22 protein-coding genes are annotated in these 25,609 nt (G+C 67.3%); 8 read left to right on the top strand and 14 right to left on the bottom strand.

All coding sequences use genetic code 11. The features are described from left to right. Window positions 1-20: 20 nt before the first annotated feature. Window positions 21-1,682 (top strand): DNA repair protein RecN, encoded by a 1,662-nt coding sequence (gene recN / locus RZN05_RS18755; RefSeq protein ID WP_317228205.1) that lies wholly within the window; start codon window positions 21-23, stop codon window positions 1,680-1,682. Between the two features lie 111 nt (window positions 1,683-1,793). Here the strand turns inward: recN and acnA are convergent, their stop codons facing one another. Beyond that, window positions 1,794-4,463: an aconitate hydratase AcnA gene (gene acnA, locus RZN05_RS18760; RefSeq protein ID WP_317228206.1), complete on the bottom strand. Its 2,670-nt coding sequence runs from the start codon at window positions 4,461-4,463 to the stop codon at window positions 1,794-1,796. Window positions 4,464-4,828: 365 nt separating this feature from the next. On the opposite strand from acnA, the gene RZN05_RS18765 reads away from it, so the two are divergent. Further along, on the top strand, window positions 4,829-7,465 hold the full coding sequence (locus RZN05_RS18765) for a TonB-dependent receptor (RefSeq protein WP_317228207.1): 2,637 nt from the start codon (window positions 4,829-4,831) through the stop codon (window positions 7,463-7,465). 162 nt (window positions 7,466-7,627) lie between these two features. Here RZN05_RS18765 and RZN05_RS18770 read toward each other — a convergent pair whose 3' ends face one another. The 3 genes from RZN05_RS18770 to RZN05_RS18780 all read right to left on the bottom strand — a co-directional run bounded on the left by RZN05_RS18770 (window position 7,628) and on the right by RZN05_RS18780 (window position 9,966). Then, entirely contained in the window at window positions 7,628-9,151 is a 1,524-nt protein-coding gene (locus RZN05_RS18770) for a radical SAM protein (RefSeq protein ID WP_317228208.1), read from the bottom strand. Then, a complete protein-coding gene (locus tag RZN05_RS18775; protein WP_317228209.1) occupies window positions 9,141-9,344 on the bottom strand; it encodes a hypothetical protein in 204 nt (67 codons plus the stop codon). The genes RZN05_RS18770 and RZN05_RS18775 overlap by 11 nt, the downstream gene beginning before the upstream one ends. A 379-nt stretch (window positions 9,345-9,723) precedes the next feature. Further along, complete coding sequence (locus RZN05_RS18780; RefSeq protein WP_317228210.1) at window positions 9,724-9,966, bottom strand: DUF6894 family protein; 243 nt, start codon at window positions 9,964-9,966, stop codon at window positions 9,724-9,726. Window positions 9,967-10,231: 265 nt separating this feature from the next. Between RZN05_RS18780 and RZN05_RS18785 the strand changes: the two genes are divergently transcribed. The 5 genes from RZN05_RS18785 (at window position 10,232) to RZN05_RS18805 (ending at window position 15,284) form a co-directional block, all read left to right on the top strand. Beyond that, window positions 10,232-11,263, top strand: coding sequence for a hypothetical protein (locus RZN05_RS18785; RefSeq protein WP_317228211.1), 1,032 nt, complete (start codon window positions 10,232-10,234; stop codon window positions 11,261-11,263). A gap of 63 nt (window positions 11,264-11,326) precedes the next feature. After that, window positions 11,327-11,857, top strand: coding sequence for a superoxide dismutase family protein (locus RZN05_RS18790; RefSeq protein ID WP_317228212.1), 531 nt, complete (start codon window positions 11,327-11,329; stop codon window positions 11,855-11,857). Between the two features lie 110 nt (window positions 11,858-11,967). Next, a complete protein-coding gene (locus tag RZN05_RS18795; RefSeq protein WP_317228213.1) occupies window positions 11,968-12,927 on the top strand; it encodes a bifunctional helix-turn-helix transcriptional regulator/GNAT family N-acetyltransferase in 960 nt (319 codons plus the stop codon). A 65-nt stretch (window positions 12,928-12,992) separates the two neighbouring features. Continuing rightward, on the top strand, window positions 12,993-15,041 hold the full coding sequence (locus tag RZN05_RS18800; protein WP_317228214.1) for a glycoside hydrolase 43 family protein: 2,049 nt from the start codon (window positions 12,993-12,995) through the stop codon (window positions 15,039-15,041). A gap of 84 nt (window positions 15,042-15,125) precedes the next feature. After that, window positions 15,126-15,284, top strand: coding sequence for a hypothetical protein (locus tag RZN05_RS18805; RefSeq protein ID WP_317228215.1), 159 nt, complete (start codon window positions 15,126-15,128; stop codon window positions 15,282-15,284). Between the two features lie 12 nt (window positions 15,285-15,296). On the opposite strand, the gene RZN05_RS18810 is transcribed toward RZN05_RS18805, so the two are convergent. Further along, on the bottom strand, window positions 15,297-15,686 hold the full coding sequence (locus tag RZN05_RS18810) for a VOC family protein (RefSeq protein WP_317228216.1): 390 nt from the start codon (window positions 15,684-15,686) through the stop codon (window positions 15,297-15,299). Between the two features lie 255 nt (window positions 15,687-15,941). Between RZN05_RS18810 and rnk the strand changes: the two genes are divergently transcribed. Further along, window positions 15,942-16,337, top strand: coding sequence for a nucleoside diphosphate kinase regulator (rnk, locus tag RZN05_RS18815; protein ID WP_317228217.1), 396 nt, complete (start codon window positions 15,942-15,944; stop codon window positions 16,335-16,337). A 3-nt stretch (window positions 16,338-16,340) separates the two neighbouring features. On the opposite strand, the gene RZN05_RS18820 is transcribed toward rnk, so the two are convergent. From RZN05_RS18820 to RZN05_RS18860, 9 genes are all read right to left on the bottom strand, one after another. Then, on the bottom strand, window positions 16,341-17,900 hold the full coding sequence (locus RZN05_RS18820; RefSeq protein WP_317228218.1) for a spinster family MFS transporter: 1,560 nt from the start codon (window positions 17,898-17,900) through the stop codon (window positions 16,341-16,343). A gap of 383 nt (window positions 17,901-18,283) precedes the next feature. After that, on the bottom strand, window positions 18,284-18,436 hold the full coding sequence (locus RZN05_RS18825; protein WP_317228219.1) for a hypothetical protein: 153 nt from the start codon (window positions 18,434-18,436) through the stop codon (window positions 18,284-18,286). A 66-nt stretch (window positions 18,437-18,502) separates the two neighbouring features. Beyond that, on the bottom strand, window positions 18,503-18,694 hold the full coding sequence (locus RZN05_RS18830) for a hypothetical protein (RefSeq protein WP_317228220.1): 192 nt from the start codon (window positions 18,692-18,694) through the stop codon (window positions 18,503-18,505). Window positions 18,695-18,766: 72 nt separating this feature from the next. Beyond that, the gene (locus RZN05_RS18835) at window positions 18,767-20,077 is read right to left on the bottom strand and encodes an amidohydrolase (protein ID WP_317228221.1); all 1,311 of its coding nucleotides are present in this window, start codon (window positions 20,075-20,077) and stop codon (window positions 18,767-18,769) included. Between the two features lie 102 nt (window positions 20,078-20,179). Further along, window positions 20,180-23,053 (bottom strand): M16 family metallopeptidase, encoded by a 2,874-nt coding sequence (locus RZN05_RS18840; RefSeq protein WP_317228222.1) that lies wholly within the window; start codon window positions 23,051-23,053, stop codon window positions 20,180-20,182. Between the two features lie 69 nt (window positions 23,054-23,122). Beyond that, on the bottom strand, window positions 23,123-23,764 hold the full coding sequence (locus RZN05_RS18845) for a ribonuclease HII (RefSeq protein WP_317228223.1): 642 nt from the start codon (window positions 23,762-23,764) through the stop codon (window positions 23,123-23,125). After that, entirely contained in the window at window positions 23,757-24,914 is a 1,158-nt protein-coding gene (thiD, locus tag RZN05_RS18850) for a bifunctional hydroxymethylpyrimidine kinase/phosphomethylpyrimidine kinase (protein WP_317228224.1), read from the bottom strand. Before thiD ends, RZN05_RS18845 begins: the two co-directional genes overlap by 8 nt. A gap of 4 nt (window positions 24,915-24,918) precedes the next feature. Beyond that, window positions 24,919-25,143 carry a DUF1272 domain-containing protein gene (locus RZN05_RS18855; protein WP_317228225.1) on the bottom strand — a complete coding sequence of 75 codons (225 nt, stop codon included), beginning with the start codon at window positions 25,141-25,143 and terminating at the stop codon, window positions 24,919-24,921. An 8-nt stretch (window positions 25,144-25,151) separates the two neighbouring features. Further along, window positions 25,152-25,592, bottom strand: coding sequence for a MarR family winged helix-turn-helix transcriptional regulator (locus tag RZN05_RS18860; protein WP_317228226.1), 441 nt, complete (start codon window positions 25,590-25,592; stop codon window positions 25,152-25,154). Between the last annotated feature and the right edge of the window lie 17 nt (window positions 25,593-25,609).

Genomic DNA, 25,609 nt, shown 5'->3' on the forward strand with positions numbered 1-25,609 from the left:
TCCTGCGATAGGGAGCGCGCATGCTGACGGCACTATCTATCCGTGACGTGGTGCTGATCGAGGCGCTCGACCTTGATTTCGGCCAAGGGCTGGGCGTGCTGACTGGCGAGACCGGGGCGGGCAAGTCGATCCTGCTCGATGCCCTGGGGCTCGCGCTCGGCGCGCGCGGCGAGAGCGGGCTGGTGCGCCAGGGGGCGCAGCAGGCCGTGGTCACCGCAAGCTTCGATACGCCGGCGCAGGACGGCGCGATCGCCAGCCTCATGGCGCAGAACGGGCTCGATTGCGAACCCGGCGAGCCGCTGCTCGTCCGCCGCATCGTCAAGTCGGACGGCGGCAGCCGCGCCTTCGTCAACGACCAGCCGGCCTCGGCAGGCCTGCTCCGCGAGCTTGCCCCGCATCTCGTCGAGATCCACGGCCAGCACGACGATCGCGGGCTGCTCAATCCGCGGGGCCACCGCGTGCTGCTTGATACGTTCGGGCGGCTCGATGCCGGTCCGGTCGCGATCGCGCACCGCGCCTGGCGCGAGGCCGAGGATGCGCTGGCAGTGGCGCGTGCCGAGCAGGATGTCGCCGAGCGCGACCGCGAATGGCTCGACCATGCCGTCACCGAGCTGCGCGCGCTCGCCCCCGAGCCTGGCGAAGAAGAACGTCTCGCCGAGCGCCGTGCGACGATGCAGCGCGGCGAGAAGGTCGCCGGCGAGCTCCAGTCGGTCGCGCAATTGCTCGAAGGCTCCGAGGGCGGTCTGAGCCAGCTTCGCCAGGCCGCGCGCATCCTCGAGCGTATTGCCGACAGCCACGAATCGCTCGGCGAGGCGCTCGCCGCGATCGACCGCGCGATCACCGAAGGCGCCGAGGCGCAGCAACGGATCGATGCCGCCGCGGAGGCGCTCGCCTTCGATCCCGCCGCGCTCGAGTCCGACGAGGCGCGATTGTTCGAGTTGCGCGCGCTCGCGCGGAAGCATCGCGTCCAACCCGACGAATTGCCCGACCTGCTCGACGAACTCTCGGCCCGGCTCGATCGGGTGGCGAGCGGCGGGGCGGGGATCGCCCGGCTCGAACTCGCGGTCGAGGAATCGCATCGCAGCTACCGCGACGCGGCGCGCACGCTGTCCAACGCGCGCACCCAGGCCGCGGCGCGGCTCGATGCCGCAGTCGAGACCGAGCTCAAGCCGCTGAAGCTCGACGCTGCGCGCTTCCGCACCGTAGTCGAGCCACTGGACGAGGCGGCCTGGTCGGTCGCCGGGATGGACCGCGTCGAGTTCGAAGTATCGACCAATCCGGGCGCGCCGTTCGCGCCGCTTATCAAGATCGCCAGCGGCGGCGAATTGTCGCGCTTCATCCTGGCCTTGAAGGTCGCGCTCGCCGAAGAGGGCGGGGCGGGGACGCTGATCTTCGACGAGATCGATCGCGGCGTCGGCGGCGCAGTGGCGAGCGCGATCGGCGACCGGCTCGCCCGGCTCGCCTCGACCGCGCAGCTATTGGTCGTGACCCACAGCCCGCAGGTCGCAGCGCGCGGAAGCCAGCATTTGCTCATCGCCAAGCGCCACGACGGCCTCGTCACGCGCACCGGCGTCACGCCGCTCGACGCCGGCCAGCGCCGCGAGGAGATCGCGCGGATGCTCTCGGGCGCCGAGATCACGCCCGAGGCACGCGCGCAGGCCGAGCGACTGCTGGCGGCGTAACTTCCCGTCTCCCGACCCCTCCCGCAAGCGGAGGGGAGCGCTGAAATCAGGCGCGCAGCAAAAAGGCCGCGGTGGGATGTCCACCGCGGCCTTTTCTGTCTCTCGCGCTGCTTATGCGGCGAGGTTGCGCAGCACGTATTGGAGGATGCCGCCGTGGAGGAAATATTCCAGCTCGTTGACCGTATCGATGCGGCAGCGGGTCTGGAACGTCTCGGTCTTGCCGTCCTTGCGGGTGAGCGTGACTTCGACATCCTGGCGCGGGCGCAGGCCGGCGACGCCGGTGACCGTGAAGGTCTCCGAGCCGTCGAGGCGCAGCGTATCGCGAGTGACGCCCTCGGCGAACTGGAGCGGGAGCACGCCCATGCCGACCAGGTTCGAGCGGTGGATACGCTCGAAGCTCTCGGTGATCACCGCGCGGACGCCGAGCAGGTTGGTGCCCTTGGCCGCCCAGTCGCGCGACGAGCCGGTGCCGTATTCCTTGCCGGCGACGACGACCAGCGGGGTGCCGTCGGACTTGTGGCGCATCGCGGCGTCGTAGATCGGCATCACCTGGTCGTGATACTTGGTCATGCCGCCTTCGATGCCGGGGACCATCTCGTTCTTGATGCGGATGTTGGCGAAGGTGCCGCGGACCATGACTTCGTCGTTGCCGCGGCGCGCGCCGTAGCTGTTGAAGTCCTTCTTGGCGACCTGGCGCTCCTGGAGGAACGAGCCCGCAGGGCTGTCCGCCTTGATCGAGCCGGCCGGCGAGATGTGATCGGTGGTGATCGAATCGCCGAGGATCGCCAGCGGCTTGGCGTCGATGATGTCCTGCACCGGGGCGGGAGTCATCGTCATGCCTTCGAAATATGGCGGGTTGTGGATGTAAGTCGAGGCTGTCGGCCAGCTATAGGTGTCCGAGCCGGTGACGCCGATGCCTTGCCAGTGGCGGTCGCCGAGATAGACATTGCCGTAGCGGCTGCGGAACATCTCGTCATTGATGCTCGAATTGATCAGCCCCTGGACTTCCTCGTTCGAGGGCCAGATGTCCTTGAGGAAGACCGGGCCGTTGGTGCCCTCGCCGATCGGGGTCTCGTACATGTCCTGCGTCACCGTGCCCTTGAGCGCATAGGCGACGACGAGCGGCGGCGAGGCGAGGAAGTTGGCGCGCACGTCGGGCGACACGCGGCCCTCGAAGTTGCGGTTGCCCGACAGCACCGACGCCGCGACGATGTCGTTGGCGTTGATCGCGGCCGAGATCGGCTCGGCGAGCGGCCCCGAATTGCCGATGCAGGTGGTGCAGCCATAGCCGACCAGGTTGAACCCGATCGCGTCGAGATCCTCGCTCAGCCCCGCCTTGTTGAGATAGTCGGTGACGACCTGCGAGCCGGGGGCGAGCGAGGTCTTGACCCAGGGTTTCCGCGTCAGCCCGAGCGCGCGCGCCTTGCGGGCCACCAGGCCGGCGGCGATCAGCACCGAGGGGTTCGAGGTGTTGGTGCACGACGTGATCGCGGCGATCACCACGTCGCCGTCGCCGATGTCGTGATCGGCACCCTCTACGGGCGCGCGCTCGGCATGGTCCTTCTTGTAGACCTTGGTCAGATCGCCGTTGAACACTTCGTCGACGGTATCGAGGCTGACGCGGTCCTGCGGGCGCTTGGGGCCGGCGAGCGACGGGCGCACGGTGCTCATGTCAAGCTCGAGGCTGTCGGTGAAGATCGGCTCGGGGCTGTCGACCGAATGCCACATGCCCTGTGCCTTGGCATAGGCCTCGACCAAGGCGACGGTGTCGTCGGGACGGCCGGTCAGGCGCATGTAATCGAGCGTCTTGTCGTCGATCGGGAAGAAGCCGCAGGTCGCGCCGTACTCGGGCGCCATGTTGGCGATCGTCGCGCGATCGGCGAGCGTCATCGCATGGAGGCCGGGGCCGTAGAACTCGACGAAGCGGCCGACCACGCCCTTGGCGCGCAGCATCTGGGTGACGGTGAGCACCAGATCGGTGGCGGTGATGCCTTCGCCGAGCTTGCCGGTGAGCTTGAAGCCGACGACTTCGGGGATCAGCATCGAGACGGGTTGGCCGAGCATCGCGGCCTCAGCCTCGATCCCGCCGACGCCCCAGCCGAGCACGCCCAGGCCGTTGACCATCGTGGTGTGGCTGTCGGTGCCGACCAGCGTGTCGGGATAAGCCACGGTCGAGCCGTCGGTCGCCTGCGACGACCAGATCGACTGCGAGATATATTCGAGATTGACCTGGTGGCAGATGCCGGTGCCGGGGGGGACGACCTGGAAGTTGTCGAGCGCCTTGCTGCCCCACTTCAGGAACTCGTAGCGCTCCGAATTGCGCTCGTACTCGAGCTCGACATTATCCTCGAACGCCTTGGGCGTGCCGAACTCGTCGACCATCACCGAGTGATCGATGACGAGGTGGACGGGAACCTGCGGATTGATCTTCTGCGCGTCGCCGCCGAGCTTGGTGATCGCGTCGCGCATCGCGGCGAGATCGACCACGCAGGGAACGCCGGTGAAGTCCTGCATCAGCACGCGGGCGGGACGATACTGGATCTCGCGGTTCGAGCGCGCATCCTTCTGCCAGTCGACGAGCGCCTGGGCATCGTCCTTGGTGACGGTCTTGCCGTCCTCGAAGCGCAGCATGTTCTCGAGCAGCACCTTCATGCTGAACGGCAGGCGGCTGACGTCGCCGAGCTTCTTTGCCGCCTTGGGCAGCGAATAGAAGCTGTACGTCTTCTCACCGACGGTGAGGGTATCGCGAGTGCCGAGCGTATCGTTGCCGATGGCAGTCATGGGGCGCGGGGTCCTTTCCAATGTCCGGCCCGGGCGCTCGGGGGACGCTATCCTTATAGGACCGCGCGGGCGCGCCGGAGGGTGCTGCGAATGCGAAGATTCGTCGCGGGCCTTAGCGCGGGTTGGGGGGGAGGGGAAGGGGACGCAAGCCAAGCGCTCGCAGTGCGGTTTGTCCGACCGCGCGCCTCACCGCATCGAGGCAAGATGTGCGTGGCGCTCGACCGGGGTGCCGCCGCCATGGTCTGCCGAACCAACCATTCAGCTTGTCATACCGCGCAGTTGCATGTGGCTTGACCAATAATAGAATAAATCTTACCAATAAGATCGAACAGACCTGACAAACGGTTTGGCGATGGAGAGGTGGGATGTCGGCACATTGGTGGTTGAGCACGGTTGCGATTCTTGCGGTGGCGCCGGCACAGGCGCAGCAAGTGCCGCCGGAGCAGGAAGCGGTCGCAGCGCCCGCGGATCAGGCCGGTGCATCGCCCGACATCGTCGTTGTCGGCACGCGCGCCAGCGACCGCTCCGCCCAGGACACCAAGCGCGAATCCGATCAGATCGTCGACTCGGTGGTCGCCGAGGACATCGGCGCGCTCCCTGACTTCAACGTCGCCGAAGCGCTGCAGCGAGTGCCGGGCATCGCGCTGGACCGCAACGAATTCACCGGCGAGGGATCGGGGGTGAGCGTCCGCGGGCTCAACCAGATCACGACTTCGCTTGCCGGCCGATCGATCTTCAGCGGCGTGGGACGCTCGCTCAACCTGGGCGAGATCCCGGCCGGACTGGTCGGCCGGGTGGATGTCTACAAGAGCCCGCAAGCGGACCAGATCGAAGCGGGGCTGGGCGGCACCGTCGACGTCAAGCTTCGCAGCCCGGCAGACCTCAAGAAGTTCACGGCCTCGGCCACGGCGCGCGGCATCTATCGGCGGCTGAGCGACAGCTTCAATCCGAGCTTCTCGGCGCTGGTCGGCAACAATTGGGATGTCGGCGGGGGCAAGCTGGGCGTGCTGGTCTCCGGCATCTACGATCGCCGAAATTTCCGGACGGACCGCCTGGCAGTGGATGCCTTTGCCGACCGGCGCAACCTGGTGGACCGCAACGGCGACGGCGCCGCCACCAACAACCCGGCCGACAGCATCTATGTGCCCACGACGCTGACCACGCGCTATTCGCTGGGCGAGTTCGAGCGCTGGGCGCTGGGCGGGCGCATCCAGTACAAGGAAGCGGGAAGCTACGAATTCTACGTCGACGGGATCTACAACAGCTACAAGGGCACGCAGGACCATTCGTTCATCGCGGCGCGCCTGAACCAGACGCTCTACGGCGCGCGTGCCGCGCTCAATTCCTATACGGTCCGGCCGGACAATCTGACGTTCGAATCGGGGGTTTTCCGCAACGTCCCGTTCCAGTCGACGACCTATATCCAGGACGAGAAGAATAGCGTCTGGCAAGCCGCGGCGGGGTTCAAGGTGTATGCGGGCAAGCTGCAGGCAGCGGGCGACATCAGCCTGCTGCGCAGCACTAAGAACGAAATGCGCCGCGACCTGACCACGGGCGGAATTGCGCCGCTTTTCGCGATGGACCTGCGCCCCGAAACGCCGTCCTACGATTATCAGGGCATCGACCTGCTGACGCCGGGGGCATACCGCCCGGATCGGATCTCGACTTCCAACTATCCCAACGAAGGCGAGGAGCGCGCGGCGCGGCTCGACATCACCGCCAATCTCGACCTGCCGGTGCTCCAGGCGCTGCAATGGGGCGTGCGCTTCACGACGCGAACGGCCGACCGGATCGGCTTCGACGAAGGCGTCAGCCTGATCGGGCGGACGCCGACGACGCCGCTGGCGGACACGCTGACCGCGACGCCCGACGACCTGTTCGCCAACCGATTCGACTTGATCGACACCACTTGGCTGCGGCCCAACCCGGCGGTGGTGCGCGAATTTGCCGGGCTGCTCCGGGCCTATGGGTTGCCGGCGGACTTCCCCGCCATCGAGCCGCTGCTCGCTTACTCGTTCCGCGAGCGGACGCAGGCGGCATATGTGATGGCCAAGATCCGGCAGGAAATCGGGACGATGCGGCTGACCGGAAATGCCGGCGTCCGCCTGGTCAACACGCGGCAGAACGCCAATGGCTTCCGCAGCGCGCCGACGACGGGCACGTTCGAGCCGATCGACCTGGACCGCAAGTACAGCGCCATATTGCCGAGCATCAACCTGGCGCTGCGCGTCACCCCCGATCTGGTGGTGCGTGCTGCCTATTCGGAAGTTGTTTCCAAGCCGAGCTTCCTCGACCTGTCGCCGACCCGCTCGCTGAATTTCGACACGTTCGAGGGTTCGGGCGGCAATCCCGAACTCCAGCCCTATCAGGCCAAGCAGTTCGACGCCGCGGTCGAATGGTATTTCGGCCGTCCCGGCTTCGTCTATCTCGGCTATTTCAAGAAGGACATCGACGGCTATTACCAGCGGGTGTCGTTGCCCGAGGTGATCGGCGGGCAGACCTTCCTGATCGAGCAGCTGATCAATGCCGACGCCGCCAAGGTGGACGGCTGGGAGCTGGGCTATCAGCAGCAATATGACTTCCTGCCGGGGCTGTTGCGCGGGCTCGGCGCGCGGTTCAGCTTCACGCACATCAATTCGAACCGGTATAATTCGACGCTCCGGCGCAACGAACCGCTCTCGGGCCTGTCGCCGAACCTGTACAACGGCACGGTGACCTATGAGCTTGGCGGGTTCCGCGCCAGGGTCGCCTACAACTGGCGCGAAAGCTATCCGATCAACCTCAATCCCGGCGGCGCGCTCAACCTGCCCCAAACGCGCAATTCGTTCGGCATCTGGGACGCAAGCGCGACCTATCAGCTGCGCAAGAATCTGGCGCTGTTCGTCGACGTTTCGAATATCACCAACCAGCGCGGCACCGAGGTCTTCACCGTTGCCGAGCGCCCGCGCTCGTTCTTTCTCAGCGACCAGACCTTCGGGATCGGCATCCGCGCGAACTTCTGAGCGGCGATCGCCCGCCAAGCCGTTCGCGCGTGCCGGCAAGCAGTATCCGTGCGACCGATTGATGGCCCTCCGTCGCGCGTGTCGCGGCCCGGGCTGGCGCGCCGCTGCATGCCCCGAACGACGGGGGATGGTCGCGGCGCCCGGTGCGATCGCCCCGGTCGATCAGTCGCGCAACTTGGTCAGGATGAAGTCGAGCGCGGTCGGATCCTCCTCGAGGATCTCGCAATACATCGACAGCATCTCGCGGCGCCCCGCGCGCAAATTCTCGCAATTCCAGTAGCGCTTGATCGAATCGAATTCGTCGCCCGATTTGGTGTGCGCGAAGCAGAGGCTGCAGAGCCGAACATTGTAGCACGATCGGCACGGCGCATAGTTCATGTCGTTGAACCGCTCGAAGATGCCGATCGTCCGCTCGGGATCGACGCCGCGATCGACATCGCCAAGCGACATGAGGTCGGTGCCCTCGGTCTTCTCGCACGTCTCGAAGCCGCCGCGCGCGTTGACGAAAATGCGGTCCTGCCCCGGCGTGCAGCAGCCGTGCCCGGCCAACTCGTCCTCGAAGCCGGTGCTGCTCACGCGACGATGGATCTTCTGCATGTCGCGGATGAACTGGTAATAGACGAAGTTGTAGCCCTTGTCCTTGAAGCTCCGGTCGTCGAAGGCCCGCTCCAGGCATCCCTGCTTGAACTTCGCCCGCATCTCCGACCAGCCGGTGGCCACCGCGCGCTCGGCAAGCGGCCCTTCGAAGCTGGGCGGGTCGACGGTCGAGGTCGTGATCTGGACCGGGAACTGGGTGAAGAACGCGTCGAGCACCTTGAAGTCGATCGGGGGGGTGAGCACCGCGTTGATCGAGACGCGCTCGCGGAAATAAGCGGGATGGCGCGCCTCGAGCGCGCGCAGATTGCCGACGACGCGCTCGAACGTGCCCAGCCCCTTCGCCGTGACGCGCGAGCGATCGTGCACTTCCTTCGGCCCGTCCATGCTGACCAGCAGGTCGACATCATATTCGGCGAAGAAGTCCATGATTTCGGGGGTCCACAGGACCGCATTGCTGGTGACGTTGTACTTGCGCCGATAGTTGGGAAACAGCTCCGCGAAATACGCCGCGGTCTGGCGCATCAGCTTGAAGTTGGTCAGCGGCTCGCCGCCATACCAGGCGAGCGTGCGGAACTTGTGCGGCGACCCTTCCGAATGGGACGCCATGTAGTCGATTGCCTTCTTGGCCACCTCCCACGTCATCCGACCGTTATTGTGGACGCGCTTGTCCTCGTATGCGCCGCCATAGACGCAATAGGAGCACCGGATGTTGCACGCCTCGGTGACGTTCAGCACCACGCTCACGACTTCGTCGCGGCAGTTGCGGACGTGCTCCTTGTCGACGCGCGAGATCACCCGTGCGGGTGCCTGGGGGACGAGTATCCCGGCGTAGCGGCGCAGCTTGTCGAGAAACGCGTCGGCGGCGCGCTGCTCGCCGGAAGCATCCTCGGGCAGCGGCTCGCCGCGATAGAAAGCGAGCGCGCGGGCATTGACCATTGCATCGGTACGCACGATCGCATTGGTCGGCGCGTCGTAGATGTAATGGTGTCGGGCGGTTTCGAAGGTCACGAAGGGGACGAGCCCGCGCGCGACCTGCGCGACGAACTCGTCCTTCGTACCCGGATCGCGTGCGGCGACCTCAGCTGCCATAGCGATAGCCGGCGATGCCCGCTGCGGTCGTCCACTCGGTTTCGATATAGCAGTCGCAATTGCTGTCGCAGGACGACGTCGCGCGAACGCCGCCCGACGCCGACTCCAGGCCACTGCCGGGCTTCTTGAAGTTGCGCGTGAAGACGATCGCTTCGTCGACTTCCTGCTTGTCCGAATCGTCGATGCCCGCCATGAGATGCTCTCCCTCTTTGCTTGATTGCACTGTACAGGGACGCGAGGCGGAAGACTGTCACCTCATCGATATGGGTGATTCGCCTCATCGAGGATCAGAACATTATTTATTAAATACTTCAAGGCGCAGTTGCATCGTGCCCTAAACATGAATTCCTGCGCGCATGGTGGAACAGGAATTCCGCACTCCGAGCGCATGTCGTGACGTTGCATGCAACGATATTGATGCTGCCACGAAACGGACTTTACCATAGGTGCAAATTATTGTGCCGTGATATTGCCGGCTCGCATGCCTTTTGCCGGCGGCAAGCTGGGTCTGCATCTTTCTTGTCCGGCGCCGGGACGGTCTTCGCCTTGGTGGCCGTCGTCCAATAGGCGTTTCAGCTGATCTGCCGAGCGATATCCGCGAGCAGGATGCGTGCGACGGGGCGATGCCGGTCGTCTTCGATCTCGAGCGTGCCGTGGACCGGGCCGGGCGCGCGACGGAGATGGTTGTGGAGGAGCGCGCGGGCGCGGCCCTGGCCTTCGGCGAGCGCGGCGGCGAGGCTGGGGAGGTCGCGGGGACTGTCGTCGAAGCGAGGCGCAGTGCCTTGGGTGCGCAACTGGAAGAAGAACTGGGGCATGTGCGTGAAATGCGCGGCGGGCCGTCGGGTTGCGGAGAATGATCTGGATCAGTGCGATTTTCGGGACGGGACCGCAGGCGCAATCGACCAGGGCTGCGCACACCTAGTTGGTGTTTCGATAGTGCCTATCTGGTTTTTTATTTATCATGAGGAAAAGCCGTTCTGGCACGGAAAGTTCGGCATGTGAACGAGTGCGCAGGTGCGCGCGGGCATTGCAGGCGCTGGCCCTCGACCCTAGGGTCGGCGCGGATCGGGGAGGGCTGGGATGCGGCGATGGCTGGGCGTGCTGGCAGTGCTGGGGAGCGCAGGGGTGGCGCGGGCGCAGGACTTGCCGCCCGCTGCGCCAACGCCGGTGCCCGAATGCCGCCGGGTAAGCGAGGCGGCGTTCCTACGCATCGACCCGCAGGCGGCGGCGCGGCTGGCGGAGATCGGGCTCGATCGCCGCGCGGTATTCGAGCGGATGGCCGAGACGTCGATCCCCGAGACGATGGGATGCTGGGCGATGCCGGTGGGCGATTTCGACGGGCAGCTGGTGTCGGTCGGGATGAGCCAGTGGAATTACGGGACCGGGAGCCTCCAGCCGGTGCTGCGCGCGTGGAAGAAGGGCGTCGGCAGGTTCGGGCGGGCCCGGAAGGCGCTGGCGCCGGTGTACGGCAAGTTGCTGTTCTCGCGCGATTGCCTGGCGGTGCCCGTGCGCGACAAGTGCCGAAGGGGGATCCGGGCGGCGCATGGGGCGGACGGGAAGCTGAATGCCACGATGCTCGCTGAGCTGACGGCGATCTTCGAGAGCGACGCGATGCTCCAGGTGCAGACCGACGCCTATGTCGCGTTGCTGATGGAGGTGCGGGGGGATCTGCTGCGGGTGTTCGCGGGGCAGCCGATCACGATGCGCAAGGTGCGCTGGGCGATCGATACCAAGGTCCAGCAGGGGTTCTTCCTGGCCGACGCGGACCTGGCGCGGCTGCGGGGGAAATTGGCAGCGATGCCAGAAAGCGAGCGCTGGGATCGCCTGCGTGCGGTGTTCGACTGGTATGAGGCGCTCGGGCGGAGCGTGGACCAGGACGGGGTGGCGCGCGACTGGGCGTGGAACGTCGCGCAGTGGCGGTGCATGATCGACAAGGGGAGGATCGATCCCGAACAATATGAGATGCTGCACCTGACGTTCCTGCGCAGCCGGACCGCGGTGGGGAATAGCGGGCGGTGGCAGGCGCTGACCTTCTCGCGGCGCGGCAAGATCGTGCTCGGCATCGGCAGCGTGAGCGGCAAGCGCGACGGGGATTGCCTCGGCGTGGGTTAACCCTCTTGGAACCGGCGCGGCGCCGGTCCATTAGGGACGGGTATCAGTCCAGGAGTGCAAGGCATGAAGGTCGTGGCGATGGTGGCGGTGGCGGCCGCAGTGGCAGTGAGCGGGTGCGCGACGCCCGAGCAGAATGCGCGCTACATGGCGGGCAAGTATCGCGCCCAGGCGGACATCATGAACCCCGCGGGCGAGAAGATCGGCACCGCGATCGCCGAGGAAGTCGACGGCGCGATCCGCGTGATCGTCGAGGCGGGCAAGCTGCCCGAGGGGCCGCACGGCACGCACATCCACACCGTCGGCAAGTGCGAGGGCCCCGATTATGCCAGCGCGGGCGGGCATTGGAACCCGACCAGCCACCAGCACGGCAAGGAGAATCCGGCGGGTCCGCATGCCGGCGACATGCCCAATCTCGACATCGATGCCGACGGGCGCGACCGCACGATTTTCACGCTGCCCGGCGGGACCTATGCCGGACTGCTCGATCAGGACGGTGCGTCGATCGTGATCCACGCCAATGCCGACGACTACAAGACCGACCCCTCGGGCAATTCGGGCGGGCGCATCGCGTGCGGGGTGTTCCAGGCGATGTGACGCGGGCCGGGCGGTTCGCCACCCGGCCTGTCGCCTCCGGCAATAATTTTAGTTTCGCATCGTGCTCCATCCAGATATATACCGCGTTATATAACCCGTAACGAGGTGTGATGTCGGATATTCTGCGGGATCTGGGACCGGTTTTCCTGGCAAGTCGGCTCAAGCGGTTGGGCGAGCGGATGCAGGCGGGGGCGGCGCGAGTCACCGGCGCGGCGGGGCTGCCCGTCCAGCCCTCGCACATGGCGCTGCTCGCCGCGCTGGAAGGGCGGGAGAGAACGATCGGCGAGCTGGTCCACGCGGTGGGGATCAGCCAGCCGGGCGTGACGCGGGGGATCGGCCAGCTCGTCGACCTGGGGATGGTCGAGTCCCGGCAGGGTGCGGACCAGCGTCAGCGGACGATATCGCTCACGCCCGCCGGGAACCGGACGCTGGCGCAGGCCAAGCTGCACGTCTGGCCGCATGTCGAAGCCGCCGTACATGCGCTGTGCGGCGACCGGCTGGCGGCGTTCGTCGACCAGATCGACAGGCTGGAGACCGCGCTGGCGGCCACGCCGCTCGACCTGCTGGCGGCGCGCGCGGACACCCGGGTGCTCGCGATCCGTGACTATGACGACACGCTGGCCAAGGATTTCCACGACATCAACGCCGAGTGGATCGACGCGATGTTCGCGCTCGAGGACACCGACCGCGAGGTGCTGGAGAACCCGCGGAAGACGATCCTCGACCCCGGCGGCGCGATCCTGTTCGTCGAGGCGCGCGGGCTCGGCGTGGTGGGCACGTGCGCGCTCCAGAAGACGGCGGGCGCGGGCGTCGAACTGACCAAGATGGCGGTGCGGCAATCCGCGCGTGGATTGAAGGCCGGCGAATTCCTGCTGTCGGCGATACTCGCGCGTGCGGCAACGATGCCCGCCGATCCACTCTATCTGCTCACCAACGCCAAATGCGCCGCCGCCATCCACCTCTACGAAAAGCTCGGTTTCGTGCACGATGCCGAGATCATGACGCGATACGGTGCGCGCTATGCGCGGTGCGACGTGGCGATGCGCTATCGCAAGCCGACAAGCGATTAGTCGGACAAATCAATTGACGCGCGGGGCGGCCTCCAGATAGCGCTCGGAAAACGCATGGAGGGGTTATGGGTCGGGCTTGGCGGCTGTGGATGGCGGTGCTGCTCGGCATCGCGGCGGTGCCCGCGGCAGCGCAGCGCACGACCTGGACCGCCGACAATGGCGACGGCACCTTCACCAATCCGCTATTCTATGACGAATTCTCGGACCCTGACCTCATCCGGGTGGGCGAGGATTACTACCTCACCGGCACGACGATGCACAGCCAGCCAGGGCTGCCGATCCTCCATTCGCGCGACCTGGTTAACTGGAAGTTGCTCGGCTACGCCTTCGACCGTTTGGACCTTGGGCCGGACCTTCGGCTCGAGGGCGGCAAGGAAGCGTATGGCCAGGGGATCTGGGCGCCGAGCTTCCGCTATCATGAAGGCACTTTCTACATCTTCTCCAACGTCAACGGGCACACCACCCAGCTGTTTCGTGCGACCAACCCGGCGGGGCCGTGGACGCGCACGCCGATGAAGCGCTCGCTCCACGACCTGGGCGTGCTGTTCGACGACGACGGCAAGGTCTATGTCGTGTGGGGCTATCGTGAAGTGCGGATGGCGCGGCTCAACGACGCGCTCGACGACTTGGTGCCGGGCACCGAGCGGGTGATCATCAAGGCCGAGCAGGGGATGGGCGAGGGGGCGCATCTCTACAAGGTCGACGGGCGCTATTACATCACCAGTGCATGGTATTCCGGGCGGATGCGGATGCCCGTCGCGCGCGCCGATACGCCCTATGGGCCATATGAGGTCAACCACGCGGTGAGCCTCGACGAGGGCTGGGGTAGCGAGCCGGGCTATCGCCATCGTGGGGCGCCCAAGCCGCCGTTCGACATCACGCCGCCGAGCAAGGCGCTGGGGCGCAACGTCCTCCACCAGGGCGGGATCGTCCAGACGCCGCAGGGCGAATATTGGGGCTTCTCGATGACCGACTTCAACTCGCTGGGGCGGCTGACCGGGCTGTCGCCGGTGACGTGGAAGGACGGCTGGCCGTATTTCGGGCTGCCGGGCAATCTGGGGCGGACGCCGCGGACCTGGGTCAAGCCGGCGACGGGCGTCGTGCAAAAGCCCTTCGCCCCCTATGCGCGCGACGATGCTTTCGGCGGGCCGGCGCTCGGTCGTGTATGGCAGTGGAACCATGTGCCCGACGATGCGCGCTGGTCGCTGCGCGAACGACGGGGATTTCTGCGGCTGCATACCCTGGCGGCGGCGGACCTGTGGAGCGCGCGCAACACGCTGACCCAGCGCGCGATCGGGCCGCGATCCACGCCGGTGGCGGTGCTCGAGACCGCCGGGATGCAGGACGGCGACACCGCCGGGCTCGCGCTGTTCGGGCTGCCGTGGCGGACGCTGGGGGTGGTGCGCGAGGGCGGGCGGCAGTTCGTCGAGTTCCGCGACCAGCAGGGCGACAAGGTCGAGCGGATGCCGTTTGCGGGCAAGCGCATCTGGCTGCGCGCCGAGTGCGACTATCTGACCGAGGAGGCACGGTTCGCCTATAGCTTGGATGGCAAGACCTATAAGCCGCTTGGTGATCCGGTACGGATGGTGTTCCAGCTCAAGACCTTCCAGGGCATCCGCTACGGCCTGTTCGCGTATAATCGGCTGGGGCGGCCGGGGGGCTATGCCGATTTCGACAGCTTCGCAGTGGCCGAACCGAAGCCCAAGGGGCTGATGCATCCGATCCCGCTGGGGAAGCAGGCGACGCTCACCTTGCAGGGAAGCGCGCTGATGCTGGCCGAGCAGGAGACGTCGGTGATTGCGACCGAGGATAATGCGGTGTGGTTCCGCATCGTCGATCGCGGGCAGGGGCGCGTGGCGCTTGCCGTGGGCGACAGCCACGTCTCGATCGGCGCTACCGGCGATGCATGGATCAAGCCGGGCGCGGCGGGCGAGGCCGAGACCTTCCAGTGGATGGAGACGGTGTACGGCGAGCCGATGCTGCTATCGCTGGCGACGCAGCGCTATCTGACCGTCGACCCGGCGAGCGGCCAGGTCTCGGCGACCAGCCCTGGCGCGCGGCCGGACCGGAAGGACCATGCGCGGTGGGTGGTCACGGAGCGCGGTGGGCGCTGAGAGTCGCTACTGGGGCGTAAGCCGCCTTTCCGATCGCCCTCCGATTGCGCGCGCCAGAGGGCGTCGTATCGTGCATAGCGGCGCATGATCGAACATCAGCGCTGGACCCAGAGCCACATCACCGAATTGCGGAGCCGCCTAGAAATGGGTGGCTCGCCCGCCGACATCGCCGAGGCGCTCGAGCGGCCGCTGGAGAATGTGCGGATGATGATGGCGCGGCTGCGGCTGCGCGCGCGGAGCTAGCGCACGCGACACTCAATCCGCTGCGTCGTCCTCGATGCGCTGGGCGATGTGCCAGAGCACGCCCGAGGGATCGACCAGATAGGCGATGCGCAGGCCCCAAGGCTGGAGCGCCGGGGCGCGCGGGGCGGGGATGCCGAATCCGGCAGGCAAGTCGAGGCGCTCGATGTGCCGCCACCAGGCGTCGAGGTCATCGACTACCAGCTGCATCATGAAATTCTCGGCCCAGTCCTTTTGGTAATAGTTCTGGAGGAGGAAGCTGGTCGCGCCGATTTCGAAGATCGCAACCTCGGTAGCGTCGAGCAGGGTGGCGAAGCCGAGCGCCTGGTAGAAGCGCTTGCTGCGAGCGAAGTCGCGCGCGGGAACGAAGGGGCGGGCGAGCTCGGTGCCGGTGGGGATCGTCATGGCGGGACCATGCCAGCAAAAGGGCGCGCTGGCACCTTTGGTGTTGGAGCGGAGGGCCGGTTTGACAAGCACGGCGCAAGGGCACATCGTCCGAACATGACGGATCGCGGACCTCAGCGATTCCGCGTTCACGCGGGACAACTCCTGGCGGGCAGCTAGCCCCGGGCTTCTCCTGGCACGTCCCGGAAGCCCGGGGATCGAAAGCGGGCCGGCCGGCCCGTCGGCGAAAAGTCCGCACTTGCCCCGAGAAGCCCGATGAACCTGATGCCCCAGGCCGCCAGCCGGCCCCCTATCCACATGATCGACGCCGAAGCCGAGACGCTGACAGACCTTGCGCTCAGCGTAGAGCGCCGCATGCCGGCGGTGAGCGCGCTGCTGCTCCGCGAGGCGGAACGCGCCCGGCTGCACAGCGCCGCGAGGATGCCTGCCGACGTCATCACCATGGGATCGATGGTCGAGTTCTTCGACGACAGCAGCGGCAGCACGCGCACCGTGACGCTGGTCTATCCCAGCGAGGCCGACATCGCCAAAGGCCAGCTCTCGATCCTTACCCCGGTCGGCGCGGCGCTGATCGGGCTTCGGGCGGGGCAATCGATCCTCTGGCCGGATCGCTGCCTCACCGTGCGCACGGTGCAGCGTCCGCCAGCGTGAGACCTAGAGCGGCTCCCCGGCCGCTTGGGCGCGGACTTCGCGCGAAGCCTCGGCCGCCGGGACCAGGCGGAGCGCGGCGATCGCGGCGCCCACTGCCAGGGGGAGGGTGGCGAGGAGCGAGAGGATGCCGGTCGACAGGCTGCCGGTGAGATCGGCGACGCGGCCCGCCAGATACGGGCCGAGCGCGAGGCCGATCAGCGTGGTGCCGATGAAGAAGGCGGCGGTGGCGGTGCCGCGCATGCGGGGGAGGACGAGGTCCTGCGTCGCGGCCGCGGCGGCGCCTAATGCGCAGCTCGCGAAGACCTGGGTAATCGGGAGCATCGCGTAGAAGAGCGACTTGTCGGCGGTGGTGAAGGCGATCACCAGCGGCGGGACCGGCGCGAGGCTGCCGAACAGCACGACCAGGATGCGGCCCGAGGCCCAGCGGCGGCGCAGGCGATCGGCGGCGATCCCGCCGAGCGTCACGCCAAGGAAGCCGCCGAGGATCGCGGGGCCGCCGATCCACAGCCCCGCCTCGCGGCTGGTGACGCCGAAGACGTGCGCGGCATAGCTGGGGGCGAGCCCGGCGACGGCATAGGACAGGAAGGCATTGAGGCCGTAGGCGAGGACGACCGCGAGGAAGGCGGGCGTGCCGAGGATCAGTTTGAAGGTGGGCGCGTCGCGGTGGCGCAGCGCCGCCGACCAGCTGTACACGGCGTAGACGCCGATGCCGACCGCGAGCCATTGCGGGACCGGCTCGCCGAGGCGGAGCAACGCGGCGATCGCACCGGCGACCAATGCGAGGACGGCGAGGTTGCGGAGCAGCGCGGTCGCGCCGTTGCGCGCGGCACCGATCAGCGTGAGCGGCGGGAGGATGGTCAGCAGGTCTTCGAGGAAACTCTTGAACGGTGCAGGGTGCGGCGGCGCCTTGAGACCCTCGGAGAGCCCGCGCATCGGCTCGCGCAAGGTGAGCACCCACAAAGCGAGGACGAGGCCCGGCAGGCCGACCGCCATGAACGCCGCCTGCCAGCCGACCAGCCCGAACGGGCCGCCGCCAGGATAAGCGGCGTTCCACCAGTCGACGATTGCGCCGCCGAGGAACAGCGAGAAGCCGCCGCCGAAATAGATGCCCCCCGAATAGATGGCGAGCGCGGTGGCGCGCTGGCGGCGGGGAAACCAGTCCGAGATCAGCGAATAGGCCGAAGGGCCGGCGCTCGCCTCGCCCACCCCGACGCCGATACGCGCCGCGGCGAGGTGCAGGCCGTTGCGCGAGAGGCCGGAGAGCGCGGTCATCGTCGACCAGAGCGCGAGCCCGATCGTCATCAGCCGCACGCGGTGCCAGCTGTCGGCGAGGCGGCCCAAGGGAATCCCGAAAAGCGCGTAGAACACGCCGAACGCGGTGCCGTAGAGAAAGCCGATATCGGCATGACTGAGCCCCAGATCGGCGCGGATGTGCGGGGCGAGGATCGTCAGGATCTGGCGATCGATGAAATTCAGCGCATAGACGAGGAACAGGACGGTGAGGACATACCAAGCATAGGGACCGGCCTTGCGATCGGCCACCGGCGCGTGCGTGCTCGCCATCGATTTTCTCCCCGTGCCGGGCCGCGTGCGCGACCTCGTCCAGCGAGGCTAGCAGAGCATACCGGGTTTACGAAACGGGAATCGCGGCCATCGCCTGGTGCGGGGGCAGCCGAGAGTGCTGCGCGGCGTTCGACGATCGAGTCGATCCGCAGAGGCGGGACATGGTATCTGCTCGCAGGGCCGGGGGAGCAGTGGGCCTATCGGCTCGCCATCCGCGAGGCGCGTGCGACCGACCAACGGTTCGACCAGCCTGCAGGGTTCGATGCTGCGGCCGGCGGCGTGAGGATTGGACGTTAGCACTCCTGGCTGCTTCCACGCGCTCCTTGCAACAGGAGCACGCTGCATTCGGATGGTCGTCGTTCCGAACTGAATGGCGGTTCGAGCTAGCGGCCACCCTCGGCCATCAGGCGCTCATAGCGTTCGGCCATGACGAGATGGGCGTGGCGGGCGGCGGGGTGTTGCTGGCGGCGTGCAGCTTCACGCTCGCGGTGGGCGCGATGCTGGAAATAGGCCGACTCAGGCGTTCGCGTCTCCATCGCCCCTGAAAAGTGCCACAATCGCCTGGGGTTACAAGCGCAAATATGCCCATTTCGGGAGTCGTTTCAGCGGGTATGGTCCGGCTCGATGCGGCCAGCGCGCAGCCCCGAGGCGGCGTCGGCTTCGTCGATTGCGCGTAGCAGATCCTCGAATTTCCCGTCGTCCGATACCGGGAAGCAGCGGCTGAAGCCGCTTCCCAGCCGTTCGAGGTCGCGGTTCGTCAGCAAGCCGACCGCGACGATATTCTCCTGCGCCAATGCCCAAACTCCGGCGAAACCACGTGTTGCTCTAACGTAAATTAAGCGTGTTTGTGCCCGCGCTTCGTCGATTTAGCGCTTCAATATGTCGAGCGCGGCGGCGGTCATCGCTTCTGTGGCGGTGCCGATCACCGATTCGGCCTCGGGCGCCCAGAACGGGCTGTGGAGCGAGGGAAGGGTTTCCTTGCCTGCCTGCGCGGCGTCCCACTTCGCCCTCGGCACACCGCCGACCCAAAAGATCATGCTCTGGATCGTCTTGTCGGCGAGGTAGAAGCGGCCGAAATCCTCGCCGCCCATCACCGCGGGGGTCTCGACGACGCGGTCCTTCCCGAAGCGGGCGGTCCACAAGGTATTCAGGCGGCCGGTGAGCGGCTCGGTGTTGAAAGTCGAGGGGGTGCCTTCGTTGCGGACGGTGACGACGGGCATGCGATCCTCGGGCATTCCTGCGGCGACTGCCTCGCCCTTGGCGATACGCGCGATGCCGTCGAGCAGCTTTTTCCGGACTTCGGGCGTGTAGCTGCGCACAGTGAGCAGCATCGTCGCTTCCTTGGGGATGATGTTGTGCGTCGCGCCGCCCTGGAAGCTGCCGACGGTGACCACGGCCGAATCCTGCGGGTCGATCTCGCGGCTGACCAGCGTCTGGAGCGTGGTGACGATCCGCGCGGCGAGGACGATCGGGTCGCGCGTGGTGTGCGGATAGGCGCCGTGCCCGCCGACCCCGGGCACCTTGATATCGACCGAATCGACATTGGCGAGCGCATAGCCCGAGCGGACGCCGATAGTGCCCGCGGGGAGCGTCGCGGCGTCGTGGAAGGCCAATGCGAATTGGGGCTTGGGGAAGCGCGTGAACAGCCCGTCCTCGAGCATCATGCGGGCGCCCATGCCGCGTTCCTCGGCAGGCTGGGCAATCATCACCAGCGTGCCCTTCCACCGGGCCTTCATCGCCGCCAGGTTGCGCAGCGTGCCGATCCATGAGGCCATGTGGGTGTCGTGGCCGCAAGCGTGCATCACCCCGGTCTCCTGGCCCTCGTCGGTGGTGGCGCGAACCTTGGAGGCGAAGGGAAGGCCGGTGTCCTCGGCGACCGGCAGGCCGTCCATGTCGGCGCGGATCAGCAGGACGGGGCCGGGACCGTTCTCCAGCACGGCGACGACTCCGGTGCCGCCGACCTTCTCGGTAACGGTGAACCCGGCCTTTCGCGCCTCGGCGGCCAGCTTGGCGGCGGTCTTGACCTCATGGAGGCTGAGCTCGGGATTGGCGTGGAAGTCGCGGTAGAATTCGAGGAGCTGCGGGAGCGCTGCTTGGGTGGCATCGCGGACCGGGTCGGCGGCGCTGGCGGGGGCGGCGAGGGTCATGGCGAGGGCTGCCGTGAGGAGCGTTTGCATGGGGGCAGGGTAGCGGGGGCGGTGGGATTGTCGAGAGGGGTGACGTGCCTCCGCCCCGCTGGGTCTGCCACCTCCCCCGCGGATTCGAGGGAGGGTGGTCGCTCAGCCCCCCGCCTTGGCATCGGGCCGGGGCAGCACCACCATCGACCAGTCGCGGTCCGGGCGGAGATATTTCTGCGCGAGTGCCTGGACCTCGACCGGTGTGGTCAGCGCGACATCACGCGCGAGCGTATCGACCGAGCTGATCCGCGCCGGATCGTAGCTGCCGCCCTCGACCAGCCGCATCCAGAACATGTTGCCGCTCGATTGGCGCAGCAGCGTCTGCTTGATCGGTGCCAGCGCGCGGTTGAGCTCGTCGGCGTCGACCGGCTTGGCCACCAAGTCCGCAGCGATCTCGCGGGCGAGGGTGAAGAAGAAGTCGGTCTTGTCGGGCGCGACCATGCCGAGCGCGATCAGCTTGCCGCCGGCGCTGAGGCCTAGCGGCCACTGGCTGGCGACGTTGGGCGAATAGCTGACGCCGGCACGGCTGCGCAGTTGATCGATCATCCGATCGCGGAAGATCGCGGCGAGCACTTCGAGCTTGCGGCTCTCGGTGATGCCGGCGCTGCCCGCGCCCGTGGGCCATGCGATTACCGCCGCGGCCTGATCGGGCTTGCCGCTATGGGTGCGCACCACCGGCTTGTCGACATGCGCGGGGAAGGTGATCGGCGGCACCGGCGCGGTGCTCGCCGCGCGCGGTTTCATCGCGCCGAAGGTGGCGGCGACCGCCTGGACCGTCGCGTCCGAATCCATGTCGCCGAACACTTCGACTTCGATCGGGCCGCTGGCGAGCAGTGGCTCCCAGAGCTTGCGGAAGCTCGCCGGCGTCGTCGCCTCGATCGTCTCGCGCTCGGGGATGCCCCAGCGCGGATCGCCCGAATGGAGCAGCTTTTCGAGATCGCGGCCGAGCACCGCATCAGGCGACGAATCGAGCCCCGCATAGCCCGAGAGCACCGCGGTCTTGGCGCGGGTGATCGGGTTCGGATCCCAGGCTGGCGCGGTGAGCTTGGCGGCGAACAGGCGAAGCTGATCGGGCAGGTCGGCCTTGTTGGTCTGGCCGCCCAGGCGGAAGGCATCGGCCGCGATGTCGAAATCGAAGCCCATCTGGCGATTGCCGATCAGCGCGTCGAGCTCTTCCTGGCCGAACTTGCCGATGCCGCTGGCGAGCAGCGCCATCTCGCCGGCCCAGCCTGGGCTAGGCTGCGCTGGCAACGCGTTCAGCCCGCCGCCAAAGCGGACATTGACATAGACCTTGCCGACTTCGCTCGAATCCTTGCGCATCAGCAGGTTGACGCCGTTGGCGAAGACGACCTTCTCGATCTCCAGCTCGGGGAGCACCGGCGTGCGGCTGACCACCTTGCCCGGCGCGCCGAGCTTGGGGAACTGGGCGAAGCTGACATTGCCGAGCGCCTTGCGCTTGCCGACGGTGCCGACCGCGTCCGAGGCGAGCGCGGCGGTGACCTTGGTCACCAGCTGGGGATCGGGCGTGTGGGTATTGACGAGCGCGCGCACCGCAGTGCCTTCGAACACCCGCTTGGCGGCCGCCTGGACCGTCGCGGGAGTGAACATCCTTGCCTTCACCGCCGTCTCGAAGATGTCGAGCGAAGCCTGGGGCGTGGTCACGGTTTCGTTGATATCGACGGCCTCGACCAGATCGTCGGCGAGCTTCATCCCCGATTCGACCGGCGCGGTGGAGATGCGCTGCTGCATCGACGAGCGGATCTCGGCGAGCTCGCGATCGATCTCGGCCTGGGTCGGCGCGGCGTTCTGCGCGTCGGCGATGACCCCGCGCACGTCGCGCAGCGCGGTCTCCCAATCGGCACCGACGGGCATGACGTTGACCGTGGTGATGTTGGCCGAGCGACCGACGTCGCTGAGATCGGCGCCGGCCCCTACGAAGCTGCCGCCCGAGCGCGCGCGGGTTTCGAGGCGGCGGTTGATGATGCGGATCGCGACGAGGTCGATCATCCGCTTCTGGTTGAAGATCACCGTGTCGCTGAACACCGTCCAGGGGCGGACGATCGTCATCATCGCGAGCGGCGGCACCGCGGGCTCGACGATGCTGGCGGCGACGGGATTGCCTTCGGCGACGGGCTTGCCGAAATCGGGGCTCTTGGGCGCGGCGCCCTTGCCCTGCCATGTGCCGAAATGCTTCTGGACCATCGCTTCGAGCGTGGCGGGATCGACGTCGCCGATCGCGATCACCACGGCGCGATCGGGGCGATACCAGCGATTGTGGAAGGCGAGCACGCTCTCGGGCGTGGCGCCGGTGAGCGCCGCGGTGGTGCCGATCGGCTTGCGGTTGGCGAGCGGCTGGCCGGCGAACATCAGCCCGAGCATAGCATCCTGCATCCGCTCCTGCGCGCCGGGCTGTTCGCGCGCCTCGGCGAGCACGACCGGGCGCTCGGCGTCGAGCGATGCCTGGGTGATCGCGGGGGCGGCCATCATGCCGGCGAGGATCTTGAAGCTTTCGTCGATCCCGGCCGGCGTCGCGGTGGGCAGATCGAGCTTGTAGACGGTCTGGGTAAAGGTGGTGCTGGCGTTCGAATCCGAGCCGAAGGTCACGCCGAGCCGCTGCCAGATCCGCTTCGATTCGCCATCCGGAACGAAGGTCGAGCCGCGGAACGAGAGATGCTCGAGCAAGTGCGCGAAGCCGCGCTCGCTTTCCTGCTCCATCAACGAACCCGCATCGATCCGCACGCGGACCGAGACCTGGCCGGGGGGCACGCCGTTCTTGCGCACCGCATAGCGCAGGCCGTTGGAGAGCCGCCCGAACTTCCAGGCTTCGTCATGGACAAGGTCGCTGCCCTTGTAGAGCCAGGGATCCTCCGCCGTCTGGACCGGGCGCGGCGCCGTCTGCGCGTAGACCGGGGCGACCGGGACGAGCGTGGAGAGAGCAATGGAGGCGAGGAGCGGCGACCGCAGGAAACGAAGCATGGATCCCCATCTAATGGCGAAACACCGCGCTTGCCACCGCCTACCTTTCGCGCAGGTGTACGGCCTCGATTATTCGGCGGCGATACGCGGCCCGAAATCGAAATGCGCCTGTGCGACGGGGGCGAAGCTGCGGCGGTGATGCGGCGTGGGGCCGAGCGTGCGCAGCGCTTCCTGGTGGACCCGGGCGGCATAGCCCTTGTTGCTCGCCCAGCCATAGCCCGGGTGGAGCGCGTCGAGCTCGGCCATCATGCAGTCGCGGCGATGCTTGGCGACGATCGAGGCGGCGGCGATCGACAGGCACAAGGCGTCGCCGCCGATCACGGCGTGGCTCTGATGCGCCCAATCGGGGCAGCGATTGCCGTCGACCAGCACGAAGGCGGGGACGAAGCCGAGCGCCTCGACTGCGCGCGTCATCGCTAGCATCGTCGCCCAGAGGATGTTGAGGCTGTCGATTTCCTCGACGCTGGCGATGCCGAGGCCGACCTTGGCGCATTTCAGCAGCTCCTCGCACAGCCGCTCGCGCTTGGCGGCGGTGAGCGCCTTCGAATCGTCGATGCCCTCGGGAATGCCCTTGGGATCGAGCACAACCGCGGCGGCGACGACCGGGCCGGCGAGCGGGCCCCGGCCCGCCTCGTCGACGCCGGCGACTAGCCCCTTGTGGAGGCGCTGGTATTTCCGCTCGAACTTGAGGTGCGGCCCGGACTTAAGCATCGTCGAGGCGCCATGGCGGAAAGCGACGCATCTCGCCAGCCTGGTAGAGACGGATCGCGTTGCCCGCGGGATCGCGGAGGCGCGCTTCGCGCCAGCCCCAGGGCTCGTCCTTGGGCTCGGCCTCGAACTTGACGCCCTGTTGCTGGAGATAGGCGACCGTCACGTCGAGGTCGCCGCATTCGAAGTAGGCGACCGGGGCAGTGTAGCCCTCGTCGGTGGCGATCGAGAAGGTGGCGCCGCCCTCGGTCTCGAACCGGGCATAGCGCGGGCTGGCGCGGACGACCTGGCGCAGGCCGAGCAGGCGATAGAAGCGCTCGGATGCCGCGAGATCCTTGGCCGGCACGGTCACCTGGTTGAGCATCGGCTCGAAGAAGCTCATGTTGAGATCGAGCCGCACTGCCTGCTGCGCCATCGGGCCGTGGCCGCGGCCGAGTTCGGGGGCTGCGCGCATCGCGATGCGGACGAAGCGGCGCGCGCGGGCGATGGCTTCGGGCAGATCCCATTCCTGGGCGAGCCCGCAGGCGATCGCCGAGGACAAGGTGCAGCCGGTGCCGTGCGTCGCCTGCGTGTCGATTCGCGGATCGCTCCATTCTATCTCGGGGGGGTCGTCGGGATTGGCCGAATAGAGCCGGTCGGTGACCTGGGGGCCGGCGGCGTGCCCGCCCTTGACCAGCACCGCGCAGCCGTGCGCCGCTGTCAATTCCTGCGGATCGCGCCCCAGCGTCTCGAGCTCGGGGAGGTTGGGAGTAACCACGGTGGCGCAGTCCATCAGCCGCTCGAACGCGGCGATCGTCGCCTCGTCAGCGAGCCGGCTGCCGCTGGTCGCGACCATGACCGGGTCGAACACCACCGGCACGCCTGGCAGTTCGGCGAGCGTCTCGGCGACCGCGACGGCGGTGCGCGCCGATCCGATCATGCCGATCTTGACCGCATCGACGCCGATGTCGCGGACTACCGCTTCGATCTGGGCGAGGACCATGTCGGTCGGCACCGGATGAACGCCGGTGACCCCGAGCGTGTTCTGCGCGGTGATCGCAGTGATCGCCGTCATCGCATGGCCGCCGAGCATCGTGACGGTCTTGATATCGGCCTGGATGCCCGCGCCGCCGCCCGAGTCCGAACCGGCAATGATCAGGATACGCGGTGTCACGGGTTCATCCCTTGAACTTGCGCTGGGTGCTCGCCGGATGGCGTTCGAGCAGATCGCCCGCTCGCGTGGGCCGATCCATCAGCTCGCCGCCGCAATTGGGGCAATGGTCGTCGGCCGCCTCGGCGCACGCGGCGCACCAGGTGCATTCGAACGAGCAGATGAACGCGCCGGGCGCGTTGGGCGGAAGATCGGTGCCGCAGCGTTCGCAATCGGGGCGCATTTCGAGCATGCGGCTTCCTAGTCCCGTTCGGCAGGCGTCCGCAACGCGTTCCACAGCGCCTTGACCTGCAAATTGAGCGCGCCGAGCTGCGCGCCGGTCATCCCCGATCGCGCCGCCAGCGTTTCGGCGAGGCACGCGCACTGCTCGCGCATCGCTTTCCCGCGCGCAGTCAAGTGAACGTGCACCTGCCGCTCATCCTGCGGATTGCGCCCGCGCGCGACGAAACCGGCGGTTTCGAGCCGCTTGACCAGCGGCGTCACCGTGCTCGATTCGAGCGCAAGCCGCTCGGCGATCGCGCCGATCGTGCGCCCGTCCTCCTCCCACAGTGCATGGAGGACGAGATATTGGGGATAGGTGATGCCGAGCTGGTCGAGAATCGGCTTGTAGGCGCGGTTGATCGCCATGCTGGTCGCATAGAGCGAGAAGCAAAGCTGATCGTCGAGCGGGGCAGCAGGCATCAGGCGTCTCCAGAAGC

The organism is Sphingomonas sp. HF-S4 (genome assembly GCF_032911445.1).
GTDB classification, from domain to species: domain Bacteria; phylum Pseudomonadota; class Alphaproteobacteria; order Sphingomonadales; family Sphingomonadaceae; genus Sphingomonas; species Sphingomonas agrestis.